At 69.7% G+C, this 21,504-nt stretch carries 26 protein-coding genes; 24 read left to right on the top strand and 2 right to left on the bottom strand.

Annotation, left to right across the window (positions count from 1 at the left end; translation table 11 throughout):
- Positions 1 to 40 precede the first annotated feature (40 nt).
- The 23 genes from rplN (at position 41) to truA (ending at position 14,467) form a co-directional block, all read left to right on the top strand.
- The gene (gene rplN, locus ABZT47_RS08275) at positions 41 to 409 is read left to right on the top strand and encodes a 50S ribosomal protein L14 (RefSeq protein WP_189162756.1); all 369 of its coding nucleotides are present in this window, start codon (positions 41 to 43) and stop codon (positions 407 to 409) included.
- Between the two features lie 9 nt (positions 410 to 418).
- Positions 419 to 718, top strand: coding sequence for a 50S ribosomal protein L24 (gene rplX / locus ABZT47_RS08270; RefSeq protein WP_354837627.1), 300 nt, complete (start codon positions 419 to 421; stop codon positions 716 to 718).
- Complete coding sequence (rplE, locus tag ABZT47_RS08265) at positions 718 to 1,293, top strand: 50S ribosomal protein L5 (protein ID WP_354837572.1); 576 nt, start codon at positions 718 to 720, stop codon at positions 1,291 to 1,293. The genes rplX and rplE overlap by 1 nt, the downstream gene beginning before the upstream one ends.
- The gene (locus ABZT47_RS08260) at positions 1,293 to 1,478 is read left to right on the top strand and encodes a type Z 30S ribosomal protein S14 (protein ID WP_114032742.1); all 186 of its coding nucleotides are present in this window, start codon (positions 1,293 to 1,295) and stop codon (positions 1,476 to 1,478) included. The genes rplE and ABZT47_RS08260 overlap by 1 nt, the downstream gene beginning before the upstream one ends.
- Before the next feature lie 172 nt (positions 1,479 to 1,650).
- Entirely contained in the window at positions 1,651 to 2,049 is a 399-nt protein-coding gene (rpsH, locus tag ABZT47_RS08255) for a 30S ribosomal protein S8 (protein ID WP_354837570.1), read from the top strand.
- 17 nt (positions 2,050 to 2,066) lie between these two features.
- A complete protein-coding gene (gene rplF, locus ABZT47_RS08250) occupies positions 2,067 to 2,609 on the top strand; it encodes a 50S ribosomal protein L6 (RefSeq protein WP_354837569.1) in 543 nt (180 codons plus the stop codon).
- 2 nt (positions 2,610 to 2,611) lie between these two features.
- Positions 2,612 to 2,992 (top strand): 50S ribosomal protein L18, encoded by a 381-nt coding sequence (gene rplR / locus ABZT47_RS08245; protein ID WP_354837567.1) that lies wholly within the window; start codon positions 2,612 to 2,614, stop codon positions 2,990 to 2,992.
- A 70-nt stretch (positions 2,993 to 3,062) separates the two neighbouring features.
- A complete protein-coding gene (rpsE, locus tag ABZT47_RS08240; RefSeq protein WP_347632437.1) occupies positions 3,063 to 3,695 on the top strand; it encodes a 30S ribosomal protein S5 in 633 nt (210 codons plus the stop codon).
- Positions 3,696 to 3,698: 3 nt separating this feature from the next.
- Positions 3,699 to 3,881 (top strand): 50S ribosomal protein L30, encoded by a 183-nt coding sequence (gene rpmD, locus ABZT47_RS08235; RefSeq protein WP_030451484.1) that lies wholly within the window; start codon positions 3,699 to 3,701, stop codon positions 3,879 to 3,881.
- A 2-nt stretch (positions 3,882 to 3,883) separates the two neighbouring features.
- Positions 3,884 to 4,357 (top strand): 50S ribosomal protein L15, encoded by a 474-nt coding sequence (rplO, locus tag ABZT47_RS08230; RefSeq protein WP_354837564.1) that lies wholly within the window; start codon positions 3,884 to 3,886, stop codon positions 4,355 to 4,357.
- A gap of 166 nt (positions 4,358 to 4,523) precedes the next feature.
- The gene (secY, locus tag ABZT47_RS08225) at positions 4,524 to 5,831 is read left to right on the top strand and encodes a preprotein translocase subunit SecY (RefSeq protein WP_354837562.1); all 1,308 of its coding nucleotides are present in this window, start codon (positions 4,524 to 4,526) and stop codon (positions 5,829 to 5,831) included.
- Positions 5,831 to 6,484, top strand: a complete 654-nt coding sequence (locus tag ABZT47_RS08220; protein ID WP_354837560.1) for an adenylate kinase — start codon at positions 5,831 to 5,833, stop codon at positions 6,482 to 6,484. Before secY ends, ABZT47_RS08220 begins: the two co-directional genes overlap by 1 nt.
- A gap of 138 nt (positions 6,485 to 6,622) precedes the next feature.
- Positions 6,623 to 7,462 carry a type I methionyl aminopeptidase gene (map, locus tag ABZT47_RS08215; protein WP_354837558.1) on the top strand — a complete coding sequence of 280 codons (840 nt, stop codon included), beginning with the start codon at positions 6,623 to 6,625 and terminating at the stop codon, positions 7,460 to 7,462.
- 64 nt (positions 7,463 to 7,526) lie between these two features.
- On the top strand, positions 7,527 to 7,985 hold the full coding sequence (locus tag ABZT47_RS08210; RefSeq protein ID WP_354837556.1) for a DUF1707 domain-containing protein: 459 nt from the start codon (positions 7,527 to 7,529) through the stop codon (positions 7,983 to 7,985).
- A 184-nt stretch (positions 7,986 to 8,169) separates the two neighbouring features.
- Entirely contained in the window at positions 8,170 to 8,628 is a 459-nt protein-coding gene (locus tag ABZT47_RS08205; RefSeq protein WP_354837554.1) for a hypothetical protein, read from the top strand.
- A 616-nt stretch (positions 8,629 to 9,244) separates the two neighbouring features.
- Positions 9,245 to 9,466, top strand: coding sequence for a translation initiation factor IF-1 (infA, locus tag ABZT47_RS08200; protein WP_012887858.1), 222 nt, complete (start codon positions 9,245 to 9,247; stop codon positions 9,464 to 9,466).
- A 112-nt stretch (positions 9,467 to 9,578) separates the two neighbouring features.
- Entirely contained in the window at positions 9,579 to 9,692 is a 114-nt protein-coding gene (gene rpmJ / locus ABZT47_RS08195) for a 50S ribosomal protein L36 (RefSeq protein WP_003956441.1), read from the top strand.
- 200 nt (positions 9,693 to 9,892) lie between these two features.
- On the top strand, positions 9,893 to 10,273 hold the full coding sequence (gene rpsM, locus ABZT47_RS08190; protein ID WP_354837548.1) for a 30S ribosomal protein S13: 381 nt from the start codon (positions 9,893 to 9,895) through the stop codon (positions 10,271 to 10,273).
- Positions 10,274 to 10,366: 93 nt separating this feature from the next.
- Positions 10,367 to 10,771 (top strand): 30S ribosomal protein S11, encoded by a 405-nt coding sequence (gene rpsK, locus ABZT47_RS08185; protein WP_012887860.1) that lies wholly within the window; start codon positions 10,367 to 10,369, stop codon positions 10,769 to 10,771.
- Between the two features lie 20 nt (positions 10,772 to 10,791).
- Positions 10,792 to 11,418 carry a 30S ribosomal protein S4 gene (gene rpsD, locus ABZT47_RS08180; protein WP_354837545.1) on the top strand — a complete coding sequence of 209 codons (627 nt, stop codon included), beginning with the start codon at positions 10,792 to 10,794 and terminating at the stop codon, positions 11,416 to 11,418.
- Positions 11,419 to 11,538: 120 nt separating this feature from the next.
- Positions 11,539 to 12,555: a DNA-directed RNA polymerase subunit alpha gene (locus ABZT47_RS08175; protein WP_354837543.1), complete on the top strand. Its 1,017-nt coding sequence runs from the start codon at positions 11,539 to 11,541 to the stop codon at positions 12,553 to 12,555.
- 156 nt (positions 12,556 to 12,711) lie between these two features.
- Positions 12,712 to 13,257 (top strand): 50S ribosomal protein L17, encoded by a 546-nt coding sequence (gene rplQ / locus ABZT47_RS08170; protein WP_354837541.1) that lies wholly within the window; start codon positions 12,712 to 12,714, stop codon positions 13,255 to 13,257.
- Between the two features lie 313 nt (positions 13,258 to 13,570).
- Positions 13,571 to 14,467, top strand: coding sequence for a tRNA pseudouridine(38-40) synthase TruA (gene truA, locus ABZT47_RS08165; protein WP_354837539.1), 897 nt, complete (start codon positions 13,571 to 13,573; stop codon positions 14,465 to 14,467).
- Positions 14,468 to 14,832: 365 nt separating this feature from the next.
- Here the strand turns inward: truA and ABZT47_RS08160 are convergent, their stop codons facing one another.
- Positions 14,833 to 15,780, bottom strand: a complete 948-nt coding sequence (locus ABZT47_RS08160) for a hypothetical protein (RefSeq protein WP_354837537.1) — start codon at positions 15,778 to 15,780, stop codon at positions 14,833 to 14,835.
- A 1,189-nt stretch (positions 15,781 to 16,969) separates the two neighbouring features.
- On the opposite strand from ABZT47_RS08160, the gene ABZT47_RS08155 reads away from it, so the two are divergent.
- Entirely contained in the window at positions 16,970 to 17,389 is a 420-nt protein-coding gene (locus tag ABZT47_RS08155) for a hypothetical protein (protein WP_354837535.1), read from the top strand.
- A gap of 2,305 nt (positions 17,390 to 19,694) precedes the next feature.
- Here the strand turns inward: ABZT47_RS08155 and ABZT47_RS08150 are convergent.
- On the bottom strand, positions 19,695 to 21,479 hold the full coding sequence (locus ABZT47_RS08150) for a hypothetical protein (RefSeq protein WP_354837533.1): 1,785 nt from the start codon (positions 21,477 to 21,479) through the stop codon (positions 19,695 to 19,697).
- Positions 21,480 to 21,504 lie beyond the last annotated feature (25 nt).

Raw genomic sequence — 21,504 nt, 5'->3', positions numbered from 1 at the left:
GGCTCACGATTGAGAACCGGCGTGACACACGGGAGTTGACGTGATCCAGCAGGAGTCGCGGCTCAAGGTCGCCGACAACACGGGTGCCAAGGAGATCTTGTGCATCCGCGTGCTCGGCGGCTCGGGTCGGCGCTACGCGGGTATCGGCGACATCATCGTCGCGACGGTGAAGGACGCCCTTCCCGCCGCCGGCGTCAAAAAGGGTGATGTGGTCAAGGCTGTCGTGGTGCGCACCACTAAGGAGCGCCGCCGCCCGGACGGCTCCTACATCCGCTTCGACGAGAACGCCGCGGTCATCATCAAGGACAGTGGCGACCCTCGGGGCACGCGTATCTTCGGTCCGGTGGGTCGCGAGCTGCGCGAGAAGAAGTTCATGCGCATCATCTCGCTCGCGCCGGAGGTGTTGTAAATGCCGAAGCTGCATGTGAAGAAGGGTGACCTCGTCCAGGTCATCGCCGGTAAGGACAAGGGTGCCAAGGGTCGTGTGATCCAGGCGATCCCGCGGGAGGACCGCGTGATCGTCGAGGGCGTCAACATGATCAAGAAGCACTCCAAGGTCACCCACCAGGGACCGCGCGGCGCCAAGGAAGGCGGCGTGCAGACCATGGAGGCCCCCATCCACGTGAGCAACGTCAAGAAGCTCAAGGATGAGGCGAAGAAGGACGACAAGCCCGCCAAGAAGGCCGAGAAGGCCGACGAATCGGGTGAGGACAACTGATGACCGCCACCACAACTGAGACCGAGCGCGCGGTTCCGCGCCTCAAGGAGCGCTACCGCGCGGAGATCGCCGACAAGCTGCGTGAGCAGTTCGGCATCGAGAACGCCATGCAGATCCCCAGGCTCACCAAGATCAAGGTGAACATGGGCGTCGGCGAGGCGGCTCGTGACTCCAAGCTCATCGAGGGCGCGGTGCGCGATCTCACCGCCATCACCGGCCAGAAGCCGGCCGTCGCCCACGCTCGCAAGTCCATCGCCCAGTTCAAGCTGCGCGAGGGCATGCCGATCGGCGCGCACGTGACGCTCCGCGGCGACCGCATGTGGGAGTTCCTCGACCGGCTGCTGTCCCTCGCGCTCCCGCGCATCAGGGACTTCCGCGGCCTGTCGCCCAAGCAGTTCGACGGCAACGGGAACTACACCTTCGGTCTCACCGAGCAGGTCATGTTCCACGAGGTGGACCCCGACCGGGTCGACCGTCAGCGTGGCATGGACATCACGGTCGTGACCACCGCCACGAACGACGACCAGGGCCGGGCGCTGCTCAAGCTTCTCGGCTTCCCCTTCAAGGAGGCCTGATGGCCAAGAAGTCTCTGATCGCGAAGGCCGAGCGCAAGCCGAAGTTCGGCGTGCGGGCGTACACTCGATGCTCGCGCTGTGGCCGGCCCCGCGCCGTCTACCGCAAGTTCGGCCTCTGCCGCGTGTGCTTCCGCGAGATGGCGCACCGGGGCGAGCTGCCCGGCATCACCAAGTCCAGCTGGTAGTTCGCGTGCGGGCTCCTCTTCGAGGGGCTCCCCGAGGGACATCCCTCCGGGAGGGGCCCGCACGGCGCCAGCCGTACATATAAGTCATATCAACCGGGCGCTGCTTCAAGCGCCCACGACCACACCGTAGGTCCCGGTCACAGGGAAACCGCGGTGAGGAGGGCCACCGGCCATGACGATGACCGACCCGATCGCAGACATGTTGACACGTCTGCGTAACGCGAACTCGGCATACCACGACACCGTGGCCATGCCGTACTCGAAGATCAAGGCGCACATCGCCGAGATCCTCCAGCAGGAGGGTTACATCCAGGCCTGGGCCGTCGAAGACGCCAAGGTCGGGAAGAACCTCGTGGTGGAGCTCAAGTTCGGGCCCACGCGTGAACGGTCAATCGCGGGCCTGCGCCGGGTTTCCAAGCCCGGTCTGCGGGTCTATGCAAAGAAGGACAACCTGCCCCGGGTCCTGGGCGGTCTGGGCGTCGCGATCATCTCGACGTCCGGCGGGCTCATGACCGACAAGCAGGCCGGCAAGCGTGGTGTGGGCGGGGAAGTCCTCGCCTACGTTTGGTAGAGGGGAGGAATCACAGCATGTCGCGAATTGGACGGCTGCCCATCCCTGTACCGAATGGTGTTGACATCACCATCGACGGCCGGGATGTCACGGTCAAGGGCCCCAAGGGCACGCTTTCGCACACGGTCGCCGAGCCGATCGTGGTCGAGAAGGGCGAGGACGGCGCGATCGCCGTCACCCGCCCCAACGATGAGCAGAAGGTCCGTGCGCTGCACGGGCTCTCCCGCACGCTGATCGCCAACATGGTGGACGGCGTGACCAAGGGATACAGCAAGACGCTGGAGATCGTCGGCGTGGGTTACCGCGTCCAGGCCAAGAGCCCGGCGCAGCTGGAGTTCTCTCTGGGCTTCAGCCACCCGGTGATCGTCGACGCCCCTGAGGGTGTCTCCTTCCGCGTCGACCGGCCGACCCTGTTCCACGTGGACGGCATCGACAAGCAGAAGGTCGGCGAGGTCGCCGCGAACATCCGCAAGCTGCGCAAGCCCGACCCCTACAAGGGCAAGGGTGTGCGGTACCAGGGCGAAGTCATCCGCCGCAAGGTCGGAAAGGCTGGTAAGTAGTCATGGCCTTCACCAAGGTTGCCAAGCACACGGCCGCGCGCGCGCTGTCGCGCTCGCGTCGTCACCGCCGCGTCCGCAAGAAGGTCGTGGGCTCTCCGGCCCGTCCCCGTCTGGTCGTCAACCGCTCCGCACGGCACCTGTTCGTGCAGATCGTCGACGACATCGCCGGCCACACGCTGGTGAGCGCGTCCACGCTGGACACCTCCCTGCGCACGGCCGAGGGCACCAAGACCGACAAGGCGAAGAAGGTCGGCGAGCTCCTCGCTCAGCGGGCCAAGGCCGCCGGGATCTCCACCGTGGTCTTCGACCGCGGTGGCAACCGCTACGCGGGCCGCATCGCGGCTCTCGCGGACAGCGCCCGTGAAGGCGGGCTGGAGTTCTGATGGGGCGAGGATCGCAACTGATGTCTCCGGCCGGCATCGCAATCAAGAGCAACGAGGAGAGGAACCACTGATGGCTGCAGCTCCGCGTCGCGGTGCCGGCGGCGGTGGTGAGCGGCGGGACCGTCGCGACGATCGCCGCGGCGGCGCTGCCGAGAAGGGCGTCTCGTACATCGAGCGCGTCGTGAAGATCAATCGAGTGGCCAAGGTCGTCAAGGGTGGTCGGCGCTTCAGCTTCACCGCCCTGGTTGTCGTCGGTGACGGCAACGGCCTGGTCGGTGTCGGATACGGCAAGGCCAAGGAGGTGCCCGCGGCGATCGCCAAGGGCGTCGAGGAGGCCAAGAAGCACTTCTTCAAGGTGCCGCGCATCCAGGGCACCATCCCGCACACCTCGCAGGGTGAGGACGCCGCCGGCGTCGTCCTGCTGCGTCCGGCCTCGCCCGGTACCGGTGTCATCGCGGGTGGCCCCGTGCGCGCCGTCCTTGAGTGCGCCGGCATCCACGACGTGCTGTCCAAGTCGCTCGGCTCGGACAACCCGATCAACATCGTCCACGCCACCGTGGCGGCTCTGAAGGGCCTCAGCAGGCCCGAGGAGATCGCCGCCCGCCGTGGGCTCCCGATCGAGCACGTCGCCCCCGTGCGCATGCTCAAGGCTCGCGCCGAGGGCATCGCCGAGGCCGCCGCGGCGGCGAAGGCGGTGAGCTAGCCGATGGCTCGTCTCAAGATCACTCAGACCCGGTCGAAGATCGGTGGCAAGCAGAACCAGCGTGACTCGCTGCGCTCGCTGGGCCTGAAGCGAATCGGCGATGTCGTCGTCAAGGAGGACCGCCCGGAGATCCGGGGCATGGTCGCCGTGGTGACGCACCTCGTCGAGGTGGAAGAGGTCGACTAGTCATGGCTAACGCTGAGAACACCAGCGGCGGCACGCCGCTGCGCCTGCACGACCTGCGGCCGGCCAAGGGCGCCAACAAGGCCAAGATCCGCAAGGGTCGCGGCGAGGCGTCCAAGGGCAAGACCTCCGGTCGTGGCACCAAGGGCACCAAGTCCCGCACGAACGTCCCTCTCGGCTTCGAGGGCGGCCAGGTTCCGCTTCAGCGGCGGCTGCCGAAGCGCAAGGGCTTCTCCAACGCCATGTTCAAGACGACCTACCAGGTCGTCAACCTGGACAGGCTCGGCGAGCTGTTCCCCGACGGCGGCGACGTCTCGGTGGACACGCTGGTCGAGCGGGGCGCGGTCCGCAAGAACCAGCCGGTCAAGGTGCTGGGAACCGGTGACATCTCGGTGGCGTTGAACGTGCAGGCGCACGCTTTCTCCGCCTCCGCGAAGGAGAAGATCGCTGCGGCCGGTGGCTCCGTCACCGAGCTGTAGTCAAGGCAGTACGAGGCGCGGGGGCTCCGTGGGAGCCGCCGCGCCCGTAGTGCGTTAGAGTGCGCTGGACAAAGGCTGTCCAGGGCTCGTTGATCAGAGACGTGCCGATGCATCACTTCCAGACCTTCGCTGACCGACACCGCCTTACAGGCGCGCAGGAGGGACCGTGCTGACCGCGATTACCCGGGCGTTCCGTACGCCCGACCTGCGCAACAAGCTGCTCTTCACACTGGCCATCATCGTGCTGTTCCGGCTGGGTTCGGTGCTGCCGACCCCAGGCGTCAACACGACGAACGTGCAGCAGTGTCTGAAAGAGGCGCAGGCGGGCGACTCCGCCAACATCTATGGCATGGTGCAGCTGTTCAGTGGCGGCGCGCTGCTGAAACTTTCAGTGTTCGCGCTCGGCATCATGCCGTACATCACCTCGAGCATCATCCTTCAGCTCCTCACGGTGGTGATCCCCCGCCTGGAGGCCCTCAAGAAGGAGGGCCAGTCCGGCACCGCGAAGATCACCCAGTACACGCGTTACCTGACCATCGGCCTGGCCGTCCTGCAGTCGACCGCGTTCGTCGCGCTCGCCCGCACCGGGCAGCTGTTCCCGAACTGCCGTCAGCCGCTCCTGGTGAACAACGACGCCTTCACCATCGTCACGATGGTGGTCGTCATGACGGCCGGCACCTCGGTCATCATGTGGCTGGGCGAGCTGGTCACCGACCGCGGCGTCGGCAACGGCATGTCGATCCTGATCTTCACCCAGGTCATCGCGGTCTTCCCCTCGGAGCTGCTGAACATCTTCCGGCAGAACGCCTTCACCTTCGTCGTGGTGATGGTGGTCGGAGTGTTCATGATCGCCGCGGTGGTGTTCGTCGAGCAGGCCCAGCGCCGCATCCCGGTCCAGTACGCCAAGCGCATGGTCGGGCGTCGCATGTACGGCGGGACCTCGACCTATATCCCGCTGAAGGTGAACCAGGCCGGCATCATCCCGGTCATCTTCGCCTCTTCGCTGCTCTACCTGCCGCAGCTGGTGGTCTCGCTGTTCGGCAACAAGGAGAACCCCGGCGCGATCGTGCAGTGGCTCGCACAGAACTTCGTCCGAGGCGACCACCCGGTCTACATGGTCACGTTCTTCGTGCTGATCATCTTCTTCACCTACTTCTACGTGTCCATCACCTTCAACCCGGTTGAGGTGGCCGACAACATGAAGAAGTACGGTGGATTCATCCCGGGCATCCGCCCGGGCCGGCCGACCGCCGAGTACCTCAATTACGTGCTCATGCGGCTGACCGCTCCGGGTTCGCTCTATCTGGGGTTGATCTCCATGGTCCCGATCATCGCGCTCGCGGTGGCCGGGGCGAGCCAGAACTTCCCGTTCGGAGGCACGAGCATTCTGATCATGGTTGGTGTTGGGCTGGACACCGTTAAGCAGATCGAGAGCCAGCTTCAGCAGCGGAACTACGAGGGCTTCCTCAAGTAGTGCGCGTCGTCCTGGTCGGGCCCCCCGGAGCGGGCAAGGGGACACAGGCCCAGTTCATCGCATCGAACCTGTCCATCCCGAAGATCTCGACAGGTGACATCTTCCGTGCCAACGTGTCGGGCGGCACGGAACTCGGCAAGCTTGCCAAGGAGTACATGGACCGCGGCGACCTCGTACCCGACGAGGTGACCGTCGCCATGGTCCGCGACCGCCTCGGGGAGCCGGACGCGCAGGAGGGTTTCCTGCTGGACGGCTTCCCGCGAAACGTGCCGCAGGCGCAGATTCTGAACAAGATGCTGGCCGAGTTCGGCACCCACCTCGACGTCGTGCTCGAACTCGTGGTCGACGACGAGGAGGTCGTGCGCCGGCTCGCCGGCCGGCGCACCTGCCGCTCCTGCGGCAAGGTGTGGCACGTGGTCTTCGACCCCCCTTCCCAGGAAGGGGTGTGCGACGCCTGCGGCGGCGATCTGTTCCAGCGTGATGACGACCGGGAAGAGACCATCCGCCACCGGCTGGAGGTGTATCAGCAGCAGACGGCTCCGCTGATCTCCTTCTATGCCGACGAGGGCATCCTGCACGGTGTGGACGCGACCGGTCCGGTCGAAGAGATCACTCAGCGGGCGATGGCCGAACTGCGCCGCTTCGCCGACTGAGAGCCGCCGAGCGCGGCGATATAGGCACCGACGCCACCTTTGGGCCCGTCCCAAGGGTGGCGTCCGGCTTGTCGGGGGACAATCGGGGGAATTGGGATGCCGGGCGGTCCGTTGATTCACCCCAGGGGGTGCCAGTAAGTGTTCAAGAAGAACAAGCACGGAATTCAGATCAAGACACCTGAGCAGCTGGAGAAGATGCGGGCCGCCGGTCTGGTGGTCGGGCGCACGCTCCAGCTCCTGCGCGATTCCGTGCGACCCGGGATGACGCCGCTCGACCTGGACGCCATCGCCGAGAAGGCCATCCGCGACGAGGGCGCGATCCCCTCGTTCAAGGGCTACCAGGGATACCCGGCGACCATCTGCGCCTCGGTGAACGACGAGGTCGTCCACGGCATCCCGAGCGACCGCCGTCCCCTGCGCGACGGCGACGTCATCTCCATCGACTGCGGCGCCATCCTGGACGGCTGGCACGGCGACTCGGCGATCACCGTCGCCATCGGCGAGGTGGACCCGAAGCTCGCCGAGCTGATGCGGGTGACCGAGGAGGCCATGTGGCGCGGCATCGCCGCGCTGACCGTGGGGCGGCACCTGTCCGACGTCGGGTTCGAGGTCGAGCGTTACGTGCGCTCTCAGGGGCGCTACGGCATCCCGCAGGAGTACGGCGGCCACGGCATCGGCACCGAGATGCACATGGAGCCGTGGGTGGCCAACCACGGGCGGCCCGGCCGGGGCCCGCGCTTCGAGACCGGCATGTGCTTCGCCGTCGAGCCGATGGTCAATCTCGGCACCGACCGCACCCGCGTCCTGGCCGACGACTGGACGGTCGTCACCATCGACGGAAAACCCTCCGCGCACTTCGAGCACAGCGTCGCGGTGACCGATAATGGTCCTTGGGTGCTCACCGCCCTTGACGGGGGGAAGGCACGCCTTGGCGAGCTTCTGGGAGAGAAGGCCGGCACCGACGGCAAGACGGAGTGAGGCACTCCTTTGACCCGCTCGTGGAACGGCTCGTTGGCTGACGTCTGCGCGGGAGTTGATGGTGATGGCGGCGACACCGGACATGAGGGCGTCCGACGGCGACAGAGACAGGGTCGCGGCCGCGCTACGTGAGCACTGCGCCCAGGGCCGGCTCACCATGGAGGAGTTCAACGAGCGCCTGGAGCTGGTCTACGCCGGGCGCACCTATGGGGATCTGCGGAAGCTCACCGCCGACCTGCCGGACATCGACCTGAACAACCTGCCCGCGGCGCAGGCGCCGGAGCGGCGCCGGCCCGCGGGGATGCATCCCGGGTTGAAGGCGGCCTGGACCTCGTGGGCCAGCGTGTTCGGCATCTGCGTGCTCGTTTACGCCATGACCGACCTCGGCGGATATTTCTGGCCGATGTGGGTCGGCGGTCCCTGGGCGGTGATCCTGCTGATCAGCACCCTGTCCGGCTCGGACCCCAACGAGATCGGCAAGAGCAAGAAGGACAGGAAGGACAGGAAGCGCAGGGAGCGCTGAGGCTCCGGTCTCGGCCCGCTCTGTGTAGTAATACACGCTCGGCGTTCTGTGCGTATTCGTACGCAGAAGGGAACGGCGAGCCTCCATAACGTGAGCGTCGTCCGGAACGAGCGGCACACAGAAAGCTCGGCCGGCACGGGGAATCCGTCCTCATCTCGAGGACGCTCGCTCACAGGAGGAAACCGTGCGCAAGATCCGCAACCTGCTCGTCGGCACCGCCCTCGCCGGTGCTCTGGCGGCGGGCGTCGCCGCCGCCCCCGCCGCCTCGGCGTCGACGGCGAGCGCCACCGCCGCCACCTCGGCCTCCCAGGCCCTGTCCCGCCACAGCTTCGGCCCGTACTTCTCCGACTTCGGCGGGCGCGAGGACCGGGGCGACCGCTCCTACGTCCGGGGCTTCTGGGGCCGGTCGGGCGGCCGCTACTACCTCGACTTCGACCTGTTCGACCGCGACCGCGACCGCCAGTACAGCTGGCTGGACGTCTACTACCACAACGGCAGCGGCTGGCACTTCTACAACCGCTACCGCACCTTCGGCCACAGCGCCAGCAAGATCTTCTTCAACCGCGGCGTCGACGGCTTCCGCTTCCGCGTGGGCGAGGGTTCCACCCGTGACTACGACTGGAGCGGCTGGCACCGGTTCTGATCCGGTCTCCTGGAAGCGGTGATCAGACCTCCCGGTCTCAGTGAGGGGGACCGGAGGCGGGGGAAACAGAGCGGGCGCTCCTGGGGGAGCGCCCGCTCTCGTCGTGTCCGGCGACATCGGACCGGGCCGTCCGTGGGGACGCTGGACCGCCGCGAGGCGTCGAAGCGTCCTGGGACCACGGCATCGGCCGGCCGGGGCGCACCCGGAGGTATCGGATGTCCTGTCCGGCGGTATCGGACTGTTCACGGGCATTGGACGCAGGCTTTACCGCTGATGGCAGTTTCCCGGGTTGTCGCCGGGTAGGTGATCTTTTGCGGGCACATCCCCTGCGCGCACGAGCACGCGCCCACCCAGGCCCGGTATCGGCGGTACCGTGCGGCCGGGTGGGCGCGTCCATCCCCTTTCTCGCTCCGCTGAGGTACGCTGGTGGTCGGTTGTGTCCGGACAAACGTCAGGCGTTTCGCATTTCCACGCCGGTTGTCGTACACTCCTTTGTCGGCTCACTATGACCAGACGCGTCGGCGGTCAGCTATCGCCGCTCTCTCACGCGCGTTCTAGGTCGCGGCTGCTTAGTGATCCGATACCTCAGACGACCGATCAGTGAAACGCGAGGGACATGGCCAAGAAGGACGGCGCCATCGAGATCGAGGGCACTGTGGTTGAGTCGCTCCCGAACGCGATGTTCCGGGTGCAACTCGACAACGGCCATAAGGTCCTGGCCCACATCAGCGGACGGATGCGGATGCACTACATCCGGATCCTCCCCGACGACAGGGTCGTCGTGGAACTGAGCCCCTACGACCTCAGTCGTGGGCGGATCGTCTACCGATACAAGTAAGCCCCCCGTCCCGGCGGCGAGGAAGAACCGCGTCCACCGTGCGCTTCGCACGGCGCGCGCGGATCGACCCGGCCGGACCGGCGGGCGGGCCGTCTGAGGAACGACAGGGACTATGAAGGTCAAGCCGAGCGTCAAGAAGATCTGCGACAAGTGCAAGGTGATCCGCCGGCACGGTCGCGTCATGGTGATCTGCGACAACCTGCGCCACAAGCAGCGCCAGGGCTGATCGCGGCCCGGACGGGAGGGCGGCCCCAGCGGGCGGCCGGCCCGGCCGGAACAACGTAATCGCGCACCACACCCGCGCAGGCGGCCGCGAGGCCGAACCGCGCGGGCGACCCCCGGTCGGAGGCCGGGGCCCTCACCCCGGGCATGGGGAGGGGTAGTGGGGCGCAGGACCTCCGCCACATCGAAGGAGAATGCCCGACCATGGCTCGCCTGGTTGGCGTCGACCTCCCCCGCGACAAGCGGCTGGAGATCGCTCTCACCTACATCTACGGAATCGGCCGCAGCCGCGCCCTGGAGATCCTGAACGCCACCGGCGTGAACGGTGACCTGCGGGTGCACCAGCTCAGCGACACCGAGCTCGTTCCGCTGCGTGACTACATCGAGGCCACCTTCAAGATCGAAGGTGACCTCCGCCGCGAGGTTCAGGCCGACATCCGTCGCAAGATCGAAATCGGCTGCTACCAGGGCATCCGTCACCGCCGCGGCCTTCCGGTCCACGGGCAGCGCACGCAGACCAACGCGCGCACCCGCAAGGGCAAGAAGAAGACCGTGGCCGGCAAGAAGAAGCCCGGCAAGAAGTAGTCCGCGACGGGGCGCCGAGCCGGGTCAGTCACTGGCCCGATGCCGCGCCCCTGTCCACGCAGCAGGACCGACCACCTCAGGAGATAGCGCTACATGCCTCCGAAGAGCCGCCAGGGTGCACCGAAGAAGGTGCGCCGCAAGGAAAAGAAGAACGTCGCTCACGGGCACGCCCACATCAAGAGCACGTTCAACAACACGATCGTTTCGATCACCGACCCGAGCGGGAACGTGATCTCCTGGGCCAGCGCCGGCCACGTCGGCTTCAAGGGCTCTCGCAAGTCCACGCCGTTCGCGGCGCAGATGGCCGCCGAGAACGCCGCCCGCCGGGCCATGGAGCACGGCATGCGCAAGGTCGACGTCTTCGTGAAGGGCCCCGGTTCCGGTCGCGAGACCGCCATCCGGTCCCTCCAGGCCACCGGCCTTGAGGTGGGGTCCATCCAGGACGTGACCCCGGTTCCGCACAACGGCTGCCGTCCGCCCAAGCGCCGCCGCGTCTGAGGCCCAGGAGAAATAGAGAAATGGCTCGTTACACCGGAGCGGACTGCAAGCTCTGCCGCCGTGAGAAGACCAAGCTCTTCCTCAAGGGCAGCAAGTGTGAGTCCCCCAAGTGCCCCATCGAGATCCGTCCTTACCCGCCGGGTGAGCACGGCCGCGGCCGTCCCAAGGAGTCGGAGTACCAGCTCCAGCTCCGCGAGAAGCAGAAGACCCGCCGCATCTACGGCATCCTCGAGAAGCAGTTCCGCAACTACTACGAGGAAGCCAACCGCAAGTCCGGCAAGACGGGTGAGAACCTCCTCCAGATCCTGGAGAGCCGTCTCGACAACGTCGTCTTCCGCGCCGGCCTCGCCGTGTCCCGTGACGCCGCCCGCCAGCAGGTGCGCCACGGCCACATCCTGGTGAACGGCAAGAAGGTCGACATCCCGTCGTACCGCGTGCGCGAGCACGACATCATCGAGGTCCGCGAGAAGGCTCGCAACCTCATGCCGTACGAGGTGGCCCGCGCCACCGTCGGCGACAGGACCGTCCCGGCCTGGCTCGGCGTCGTTCCGGACAAGCTGCGCATCCTGGTGCACCAGCTCCCGGTCCGTCAGCAGATCGACACCCAGGTCCAGGAGCAGTTGATCGTCGAGCTCTACTCCAAGTAAGGCTCGAGTTAGTCTGCCGCAGAGCTGTACGGCATCCTGGTGGAGGCCGTACAGCTTCGGCAGTGAAGAACCCAATCGCGGTGGTCAAATAGCGGGCCCCGCGGAACCAGGGGAGAACCCATGCTGATCGCACAGCGCCCATCCCTTCTCGAGGAGTCCATCGAGGAGACCAGGTCGCGGTTCGTCATCGAGCCGCTGGAGCCGGGTTTCGGCTACACCATCGGCAACTCGCTGCGCCGCACGCTGCTGTCCTCCATTCCGGGGGCGGCGGTCACCAGCATCCGCATCGAGGGCGTCCTGCACGAGTTCTCGACCGTGCCCGGGGTCAAGGAAGACGTCACCGACATCATCCTGAACCTCAAGGCGCTGGTCGTGTCCTCCGAGCACGACGAGCCCGTCGTCATGTACCTGCGCAAGCAGGGCCCCGGTGAGGTCACGGCCGCCGACATCGCGCCGCCCGCCGGTGTCGAGGTGCACAACCCCGACCTGCACATCGCCACGCTGAACGGCAAGGCCAAGCTCGAGATGGAGCTGACCGTCGAGCGCGGTCGCGGCTACGTCTCGGCCGCCCAGAACAAGCAGCCCGGCCAGGAGATCGGCCGCGTGCCGGTCGACTCGATCTACTCGCCGGTCCTGAAGGTGACCTACAAGGTCGAGGCCACCCGAGTCGAGCAGCGCACCGACTTCGACCGTCTGATCCTGGACGTCGAGACCAAGCCGTCGATGAAGCCCCGCGACGCGGTGGCCTCCGCCGGCAAGACCCTGGTCGAGCTGTTCGGCCTGGCCCGCGAGCTCAACGTCGAGGCCGAGGGCATCGACATCGGCCCGTCGCCGACGGACGCGGCGCTCGCCGCCGACCTGGCGCTGCCGATCGAGGAGCTGAACCTCACGGTCCGCTCCTACAACTGCCTCAAGCGCGAGGGCATCCACACCGTGGGTGAGCTCGTCGCGCGCAGCGAGCAGGACCTTCTCGACATAAGGAACTTCGGTGCCAAGTCGATCGAAGAGGTCAAGCAGAAGCTGCACGAGATGACGCTGTCCCTCAAGGACTCCCCGCCCGGGTTCGACCCGACGGCCGTCGCCGGCGGCGACTACGACGACGACGACGCCCGTTACGTCGAGACCGAGCAGTACTGACCTGACCGGCTCGCGCCGGAGGCGAGCGCCTTCGGCGCGGCGGCACGCGTCACCGCATCACCTCATCAACGGGAGCCCTGTCCGAACGACCAGGGCTCCCGGCCCGACCCCGGTACCTGACACGGCCGGAGCGGGTTATCCCAAAGGAGAAGGACCATGCCCAAGCCTGCCAAGGGCGCACGTCTCGGCGGCAGCCCGGCTCACGAGCGGCTGATCCTGGCGAACCTCGCCACCCAGCTGTTCCAGCACGGCCGCATCCGCACCACCGAGACCAAGGCCAAGCGCCTCCGGCCGCTGGCCGAGCGTCTGATCACCAAGGCCAAGAAGGGCGACATCCACAACCGTCGCCAGGTTCTGACGGTGGTCAAGGACAAGGGCGTCATCCACCACCTGTTCACCGAGATCGCGCCGACCTTCGCCGAGCGTCCCGGTGGCTACACCCGCATCACCAAGCTCGGCCCGCGTAAGGGCGACAACGCCCCGATGGCGCTGATCGAGCTGGTGTCGGAGCCGCTGAACGCGGTCACCACGACCCGCACCGCGCCGGCCGCCGTCGCTCCGGCCGAGGAGATCGTCGAGCTCCCCGAGAACGACGCTCCCGCCGACGCGACCCCGGCCGACGAGGCCCCCGCCGACGCGGCTCCGGCCGACGAGAGCGCGGAGGCCGGCGAGAAGACCGAGTCCAAGAAGGACGAGGCCTGATCGCCTAGCGGCCATCCCGGGGGCGCCGCCGTCCCCGGGCACGGCCGGAGCCATCCGGCCGCCGATCGCGAAGACGGGCCCAGCACACCACCTCGGTGCGCTGGGCCCGTCCGCGTTCACCCCGCACCTCCAGCCCGTCCTCGACCGATACCTTCGCTCCACCGAACGCCCCAACGGCGATCCCGGCACGCAGGGGGACGCAGTGCCCACACCACCGCCCGCAGAGTCCGCACCCACCGTCTCGCCCCGTCCCGGGAACTCCTCGACGGCCCCCCAGGACGCTCCGCCACCGGCGGCGGAGGCGCCGTCCGCGATGCTGCGGTTGCGGATGGATCTCGGGTACGACGGCACGGCGTTCTCCGGCTGGGCCCGCCAGCCCGGACAGCGGACCGTGCAGGGCGAGCTGGAGACGGCGCTCGGCCGCATCCTGCGTCTCGAACCGCCCCCCTCCCTCACGGTCGCCGGCCGTACCGACGCGGGGGTCCACGCGCGGGGCCAGGTAGCCCATGTCGACCTTCCCTCCGAGGCGCTCCGCGCCGTCGAGGGACGCCGCAAGGACGCCGCCCCGATGAGCGGCGCTCAGCGCCTCTCCGCGCTCACCCGGCGGCTGGCCGGGGTTCTACCGCCCGATGTACGGGTCCATGCCCTCAGACAGGCCCCTGAGGGCTTCGACGCCCGGTTCTCGGCGCTGTCGCGACGCTACGCCTACCGTGTCTGCGACGCCCCCGGTGGCGGCGACCCGCTGCGCCGTAACGAGGTCCTGTGGTACCCGCGCCCCCTGGACGTCGGCCGCATGAACGACGCGGCCGTCCATCTCCTCGGGGAGCACGACTTCGCCGCCTTCTGCAAGAGGAGGGACGGCGCGACCACCATCCGCGAGCTCCAGCACCTCTCGTGGACGCGCGACGCGGAGGGCCTGCTCGTCGCCACCGTCGTCGCCGACGCCTTCTGCCACTCGATGGTGCGCGCCCTGGTCGGATGCCTGCTCGCCGTCGGCGAAGGCCACAGGCCCGTGGAATGGCCCGCCGACGTGCTCCTGAAGGCCGTGCGCGACTCGGGGGTGAACGTCGCCCCCGCCCGCGGCCTGTGCCTGGAAGAGGTCCGCTACCCCGCCGACCCCGACCTCGCCCCCCGAGCCCGCCAAACCCGCCACCTCCGCACCCTCACCCCTGAGCCCGCGAGCTCCCCACCTCCGCGCTCTCACCCCTGAGTCTGCGAGCTCCCGTCTCCGCACCTTCACCCCTGAGTCCGCGAGCTCCCCATCTCCGCACCCTCACCGCCTGAGCCCGCGAGCTCCCCATCTCCGCACCCTCACCGCCTGAGCCCGCGAGCTCCCCACCTCTGAGCTGTGCGATGGGGTGTGCTGGTGTCCCCGCTCCACAGGCGACCACCGCATGGTCGAGTGTGGTCGCCTGGCCGCGCCCGCCGGCGCTTTCCACGCGGGCGGGCCGGCGTGGTCAGGCCCCGGCCGGCCTGTCGTGGCGGATCCGATCGAGGAGCCGGGCTCAGTCGGTCGGTGGGTCGGACCCGGGCGGGAGGTGCTCGCCCGGGTCGTCTCCGTCGGTCGGTGACGTGTCAGTCGGTGACGCGCTTTTCGATCACTTGGGCGGTGTGGTCGCGGAAGGCGCCGCTGACCGGGCCGAGGTCCTTCTCCTGGCCGGTGGGGGTGTGACCGTCGCTGTAGGTGGCGAAGCTGAAGACGATGTAGTGCCCCCAGACCAGCCCCGCCGCGTAACCGCCGGAGATGTCGGCCTTGTCGGTGCCGGTTCCCGCGCCGCCGGCCAGTCCGCGGAACCAGACGGTCTTCGCGAGGTTCTTCTTCTTGTCCGCCGCGACGGCCGCCTGCTTGGTGGGGAACACGGCGATGCCCGTCGTCACCGCGTAGCGGCGCTTGTTGTCCACGTACGTCGCCCGCAGGACCCGGCTGCACTTCTGGCGCTTCAGCGCCGTGGCGAAGCCGCCCACGGCCACCTTGTCGCACCGCGGCGTGATGTCCACCTTGGCGCGGGTGTAGGCGCGTCCGCCGACGATCACCCGCCGCTGGGCGAACGCCTCCTTGAGGGTGAGCTTCTTCGGGTCGGTCTTCACCGAGTCAAGGATGGTGGTGGCCGCCGTGCTCGGCTCCGGGGAGGCGGTCTCGGTCGGCTCCTCCTCGGGCAGGCGCACGTCCACCGACGGCAACGGGTCGGGCATGGTCACCGGCTTGCCGCCCCCGTTGTAGGCCTGGTACCCGAAGTACGCGGCCGTGCCGATCGCCGCGATCGCCACGGCGACTCCGGCGGCCAGCACCACCCGCTTCCCTGAGCGGGGAGCCGGCTCGGCCGCGCCCGTACCTGCGGGCGGCTCGGGCGGCGTGGCGCCGGGTGGTACGAACGGCGGCCGTTCGACCGCGACCTCCGACGCCGTCGGACGATCGCCTGCCGCGAACCCTCCGGTGACCCCGATGCCGGTGCCCGGCCCGGATGTCACCGTGGAGGCGAGCCCGCCGGCCGCCACAGCGCCCGCCGCTGCTCCCGATGCCATTGTCGCCGCCGGTCCAGACGGAGCTCCGCCGGGTGCTGCCGATCCTGCCGGTCCCGAGAGCGCGTTTGGTGCATTCGATCCATGCGGTGCTACAGGTGCGTTCGGTGCCATTGATGGCGCCGGTGCTGCCAGTCCCGTCGACGGCGCGTCCGGACGTGTCGTCGTGGGCCCCGACAAGGGAGACCTCGAGGCGACCGGTGTCCCGCCGTCTGCCGGTGTGACGCCGGTGCCGGCGCTGGGTGGCGAACCTGCGGCACCTCCGGTGGCGGGCGGCGTGCCGGTGGCGCCGCCGGTGGTGGGCGGCGCGCTCGCGATGCCGTTCACGGCCATCTGCGTGCCCGTGAGGCCGGTGATGGCGGACGGCGTGCCGCCGGTGCCAGGTGGTGTGCCGGCGATGCCGCTGGTGGGGGACTGCGTGCCGGTGGCAGGTGGCGGGCCCGTGAGGCCGCCGATCGCGGACGGGGCGCCGGCGTCGGCCGTGGACAGGGGGCCGGCGGGCGTGGACGGGATGCCGGCGGGTGTGGACGGGGTGCCACCGGTGGTGGGCTGGTCGTCGCCCGCCGCGGTGCCGCCTCGGCCTCGGGAAAGGCCGGTCGCGGGCGCGGTGCTCTCGCCGGTCCTGGCGCCCTCGGCGGGCGATGCGGTGCCGCCGGCAGGGAGGGGGAGCGGCGAGAGGGTACGAGGAGCGGGCGGAAGCGGTGTGCCCGGCGCGGGCGCGGGCGGAAGACCTCGTGCTCCTGGACCGGAAGCGGGCGCGCCTGGAGCGGAGCCCTGTGCGCCCGTGGGCTGGTACGGCCTGCTCGAGGTCAGGCCCCGCGTTCCAGGGGCCGGGTCGGTGGCGCCCGGAGCCGGCTGCTGGGCCGACCCCTCGGCGGCATCGCGTGCGAGCGGGTTGCGGGAACGCAGCGTCAGCGCGTCGCTGGTCAGCGGAGCCGGTGGCAGAGGCGTGCCGGGCAGACGGGCCGGTGCGGTGGGGCCCTCAGGCTTGTGAGCCCCCTGCGACGGCGTGTGCGTCCCCTGCGAGGGGCCGTCCAGCGGGGGGAGCGACATCGGCGCGGGCGGCAGCGGAGTGCCCGGCCGATGCGGGGGAGGAAGGGCCGCGCGCGGCGGAGGACCGGCCTGCGAACGCGGAATGGCCGGCAGGCCCTTCGCCTCGCTCCGCTTCGCCGCGTCGGAGGTGCCCGACGATATGCCGGAGTCGCTGAACCTGCCCGTCCCCTCCGACGTACCAGACATCGTGGACGCACCGGTTCCCGGAGACGTGGAGGGACCGGATCCCGGAGACGCGGAGGCACCGGATCCCGGAGACGTGGAGGGATCGGACGGTGGTGGCGTGGCGGGCGCGGCGGGACGCGGCGCAGGGATGGACGGCGCCGGGATCGGGGGCGGTGACGGGGCCGGAGGCGGTGACGGCGCCGGGATGGACGGCGTCGGCCTCGGATCGGGTGACGGTGTCGGTCCAGGTGTGGGTGAAGGCTGTGACGGCGGCACGGACCCGGGTGAGGTCTCGGCCTGTTCGGTGCCTGGTGGGGTCTCGGACCGCTCCGCGCTTGGCGACGTCTCGGGTCGACCGGCGTTCGACGACATGCCGGACGACCCGCTGACGTAGGACGAGGCGCCATCGGTGTGCCTGCCGCCCTTGGCATCGGGGATGTGTCCCACGTCCGGCACCTTGGAGCGCTCGCCGTCCGCCGATCCGGCCGAGTGCTTACCGTCCTTGGCATCTGTAGTGCGCGGCGTGCCGTCCTGGATGCCGCCGGGGTTCGTCGCGCCGAGACGATCGTCGTCCAGCATGTCCGGCGGCGGCCAGACCGGGATGTCAGGGTATTGCGGTGTCTGAGGACGCCACGCGCCGTCGCCCGAGCGGTAACCGCCGTCCTTCCGGCCGCCCTGAGAGGACCGAGCGGCGTTCTGCCCGGTCAGAGGCGCATCCTGCGGCGAGGTGGCCGGCCCGTCCTGCGGCTTGGGGGACGCCGATGACGCGTCCTGCGGCGTGGGACGCCCCGACAGAGGGTCGTGTGGCATGGGTGGCACCGATGAGACGTTCTGTGGCGTGGGGCCGTTGGACGGCAGGTCTTGTGGTGCGGGTGGCGCGTCGTGTGGCGCGGACCGGCCGAACAGGATGTCCTGTGGGGTGGGCGGCGCGTCCTGTGGCGCCGAACGACTGGACAGTGGTGCCGGGGGCGCCCAGGAGGCACCTTGCGGTGCTGAAGGCGTCCAGGGGCCGTCCTGCGGTGCCGGGGGCGTCCAGGAGGCATCTTGCGGCGCCGGAGGCGTCCAGGACCCGTCCTGAGGTGTCGGCGGAGTCCACGGCGCATCTTGCGGCGCCGGGGGCGTCCAGGGGCCGTCCTGAGCCGATGGCGGTGTCCAGGGGCCGCTCTGCGACGCCGGAGGCGTTCCCTGTGATCCCGGCGGCGTTCCCTGTGACCCGGGTGGTGTCCACGGGGTGCCCTGCGGGGCCGGCGGCGCCCATGGGCGGTCCTGCGGGGTGGGCGACGCCCACGGCGCCTGCTGCGGCGCCGAACCGGCCTGCGGTCCGGGGAGGGGAGGAGCCGGCGCGTCCTGGGGAGGCGCCGCCCAGTGTGGAGCGGGCCGGAGGGCGTCCAGCGGCGACGATGACCAGTTCTGCCCAGGAGACGTTGACGGGTTCTGCGCAGGAGACGTTAATGGGTTCTGCGCAGGAGAGGGCGCGTCCTGAGGTGCCGGAGTCGACGGGACGGGGGGGACGGCCCAGGAACTCGGCGGGCTGAGCGCCGGCATCGAGACCTGCGGCTCGGCGGGCGCGGTCTCCTGAGGAAGGAGCACCGGTGCGGCCCACATCTGGTGCACACCTGACGCGGCGGACGACTGGTCACCTGACGGGGGGCGCGTCCCGTCGCCGGTACCACCGTATGGCCCGTTCTCAGGGGTGCCGATGGGGCTGTTGCGGGTGGCGCCCTGGGACCCATCCTGTGGCGAGCCGTATGGCCGGCCGGTGGTCGTGTCGTAGGGCGCGGGGGACTGCCATGCCTCCGGGCCGATCCGAGGGGTGCTGCCCGGCGAAGCACCGCTCGCCATGCCGCCGGGCGGACCCGCCATGCCGCCGGGAGGATTCGCCAAGCCACCGGTAGGACTCGCCATGCCGCCAGGAGGACTCATCGCATCACCGGGCGGACTCGCCGCGCCACCGGGGGGCGTGCCGGCCGGGCCGCCATGGGAGGCGGCGAGGCCTTGATGCGGGCTCGCGGGAAAGCCGGTCTGGGACGGTGCGGGTTGAGCGGCGGGAGTGGGGCTGCCGGAGGAGCCGACGGAGCGGTAGTTGTGCTGGGGAGGCTGGTCGGGATCGAACCACTCGTAGTCCAGGGGGAACCGGTCGGCCGGCCGGGCGTCGCCGGGGCGGTGGGACACGGTGTCGCTGGGGTGGGCGGTCGGGGTGTCGCCGGGGCGGCGGGACACGGTGTCGCCGGAGTGGCGGGACGTGGTGTCGCTGGGGTGGGCGGTCGGGGTGTCGCCGGGGCGGTGGGACACGGTGTCGCCTGGGTGAGCGGTCGGGGTGTCGCCGGGGTGGCCGGACACGGTGTCGCCGGGGTGGGCGGGCGGAGTGTCACCGGGGGTGGGAGTGGGTGTCCCCTGGGAGGAGGACGGGCCCCGCGCCTCTCTGAGGGCGGGGGATCTCACGTCCTGGGTCGAGTCGGGGTCCGTCACGCTCTGGTCGGTCCCTGGCACGTGCGGGCGTACCTGCCCGAAGCTCGGGGGTGGCATCGAAGGAGCCCCCGAGCTCTCGGTCCCGCGTTCGTGCTCGGATCCGGAATCCTGGCCACGCATACGCGGAAGCGTATCCACAGTCAGAGATCGGCATACCGCTATGGGCGTTTCCTGGTCTAGCTCGACAGGTGATTTGTCCGCTTAAGTTCCTATAAAGGGTGGTTTGACGGTCAGTTGCTCCGGGCCCCGGTGAGCGCTCGGGTGTCCAGCGCGGAGAAGACGGTCGTCTCGGTGATGTCCATCGCCGCCCGGTTGAGCCGCTTCAGCTCATCCTTGGACGGCTTGTGCCCGTCCTTGTACTGGAACCACAGCAACACCAGGTAGTGCCCCTGGGGCCACGCGGTGGCGTACGACTCGCCGCCGCTGCCGAGCAGCTTGGTGGCGGAGTCCTTGCCCTGGAGCGGGCTGACGTAGTCCTCCAGCTCGCCGCCGGTGCCGGTCTTGGCGGCCTTCTTCGCCCCGGCGGCGGTGTTCAGGTTGGCCACGCCGACCGTGCCGATGAGCTTGCCGTGCGCGTCGCGGAAGCTGGCCCGCAGGAACTGCGTGCACTTGCCGGCCGTCAAAACCTTCTGCATCTTGGTGCCGTGTACGGCGTCCTTGCACTTTTTGTCCAGCCGCCGCACCGTCATGGAGTAGGAGCGCCCGTGGGTGGTGACCTTCTTGCGCCCGAACACCTCGCCGAGGGTGAGCGGCTGGGGATCGCTCTTGCGCGAGGCCGCGAAGCCGTACTTGCCGCCTCCGACGCGGCCCACCACGGGCGCCTGCGCCGTCGCACCGCTCGGCGAGGGAGCGGCCGTGCCGGTGGGCTGGTCGCTGCCGCTCATGATGGCGATGCCCACGACGATCACGGCGACCAGCGCCAGGACGCCTCCGATCATGAAGAGCGGAGCGCGCGACGTGCGGGGCACCAGGTCCGGCTCGCTCCTCCTGGCCTCCTTGGGCGGCGGCGGCACCGCCCCCGCCGACCCGGCCTCGGACGGCTCCGCCTGCGCCCGCGTCCTGTCGAAGGACCCGGTCTGTGCACGGCGGCTCTCGAAGGATCCGGTCTGCGCGCGGGGGCTCTCGAAGGCCCCTGTCTGTGCGCGGGTGTTCTCGAACGAGGACGTGGGCTGGGACGGGGTGGCGGAGAAGGGGCCCGTCTGGGACGTGGCTCGGGTGAACGGGTCGTTCTGCGCCGGCGCGGGCGGCTCGAACGGCCGCCGGCCGAGGTCTTCGAAGGGACGCGGTCGCGCCTGCCGTCCGGAGAGCGGCCCGCTCTCGCGCGGCTCGAACGAACCGCCGCGGGGCTCGAAGGAGCCTGCACGCGTCTCGGGGGAACCGCCGCGGGGATCGAACGTACCGCCGCGGGGCTCGCCGGACGACCTGCCTCCCTGAGTGTCGCCGTACGCCGCGCCGCTCTGCGTCCCGCCGAAGGAGCCGCCGGGGCCTTCCGCGCCGTACGCCCGCGTCCGGCCGTAGGCGCCGTCCCCGCCCGTGTCGCCACGGGTCTCGCCGTACGCCGGCCGGCCGGACGCCGCCCCCGCGCCCGTGTTCCCGAACGCCGACCCCTCGCCGGTGCTTCCGAACGCCGAGCCCGCTTCCGTGTTGCCGAACGCCGAGCCCGGTGCCGTGTGCCCGTACGTGGCGCCGTCGCCCGCCCGTGGGGTCTCGAAGGGGCGGACGTGGCCCGGCTGCTCGGGGAAGGCGGAGGTGCGGGGCGTGCCGTACGTGCGGCCGACGCCGAAAGTGGGATCGCCGGAGGCGCCGGAGGGGTCGCCATATGGGTGTGGACGACGCTCGTCGGCGCGGGCCCAGGAGGGCGGGTCAGGGTCGGGTTCCGGCGTGGCCGTCCATGACGCCGGCCCGCCCGCCTCCTCCTGCGGCTCGGTCTCCGGCCGGAGGTCGCCGGGCTGCCGAGGTGTCTCGTACGGCTGGTAAGGCTGGCGGCGTGGCTGTCGATCCCCGGGGTAACCCATGCGCCGAGACTAGCCGGGCACGACG

It is taken from the genome of Sphaerisporangium sp. NPDC005289 (assembly GCF_040607455.1).
GTDB lineage: Bacteria > Actinomycetota > Actinomycetes > Streptosporangiales > Streptosporangiaceae > Sphaerisporangium > Sphaerisporangium rhizosphaerae.
This window is presented reverse-complemented; position numbering and strand designations above follow the sequence as displayed.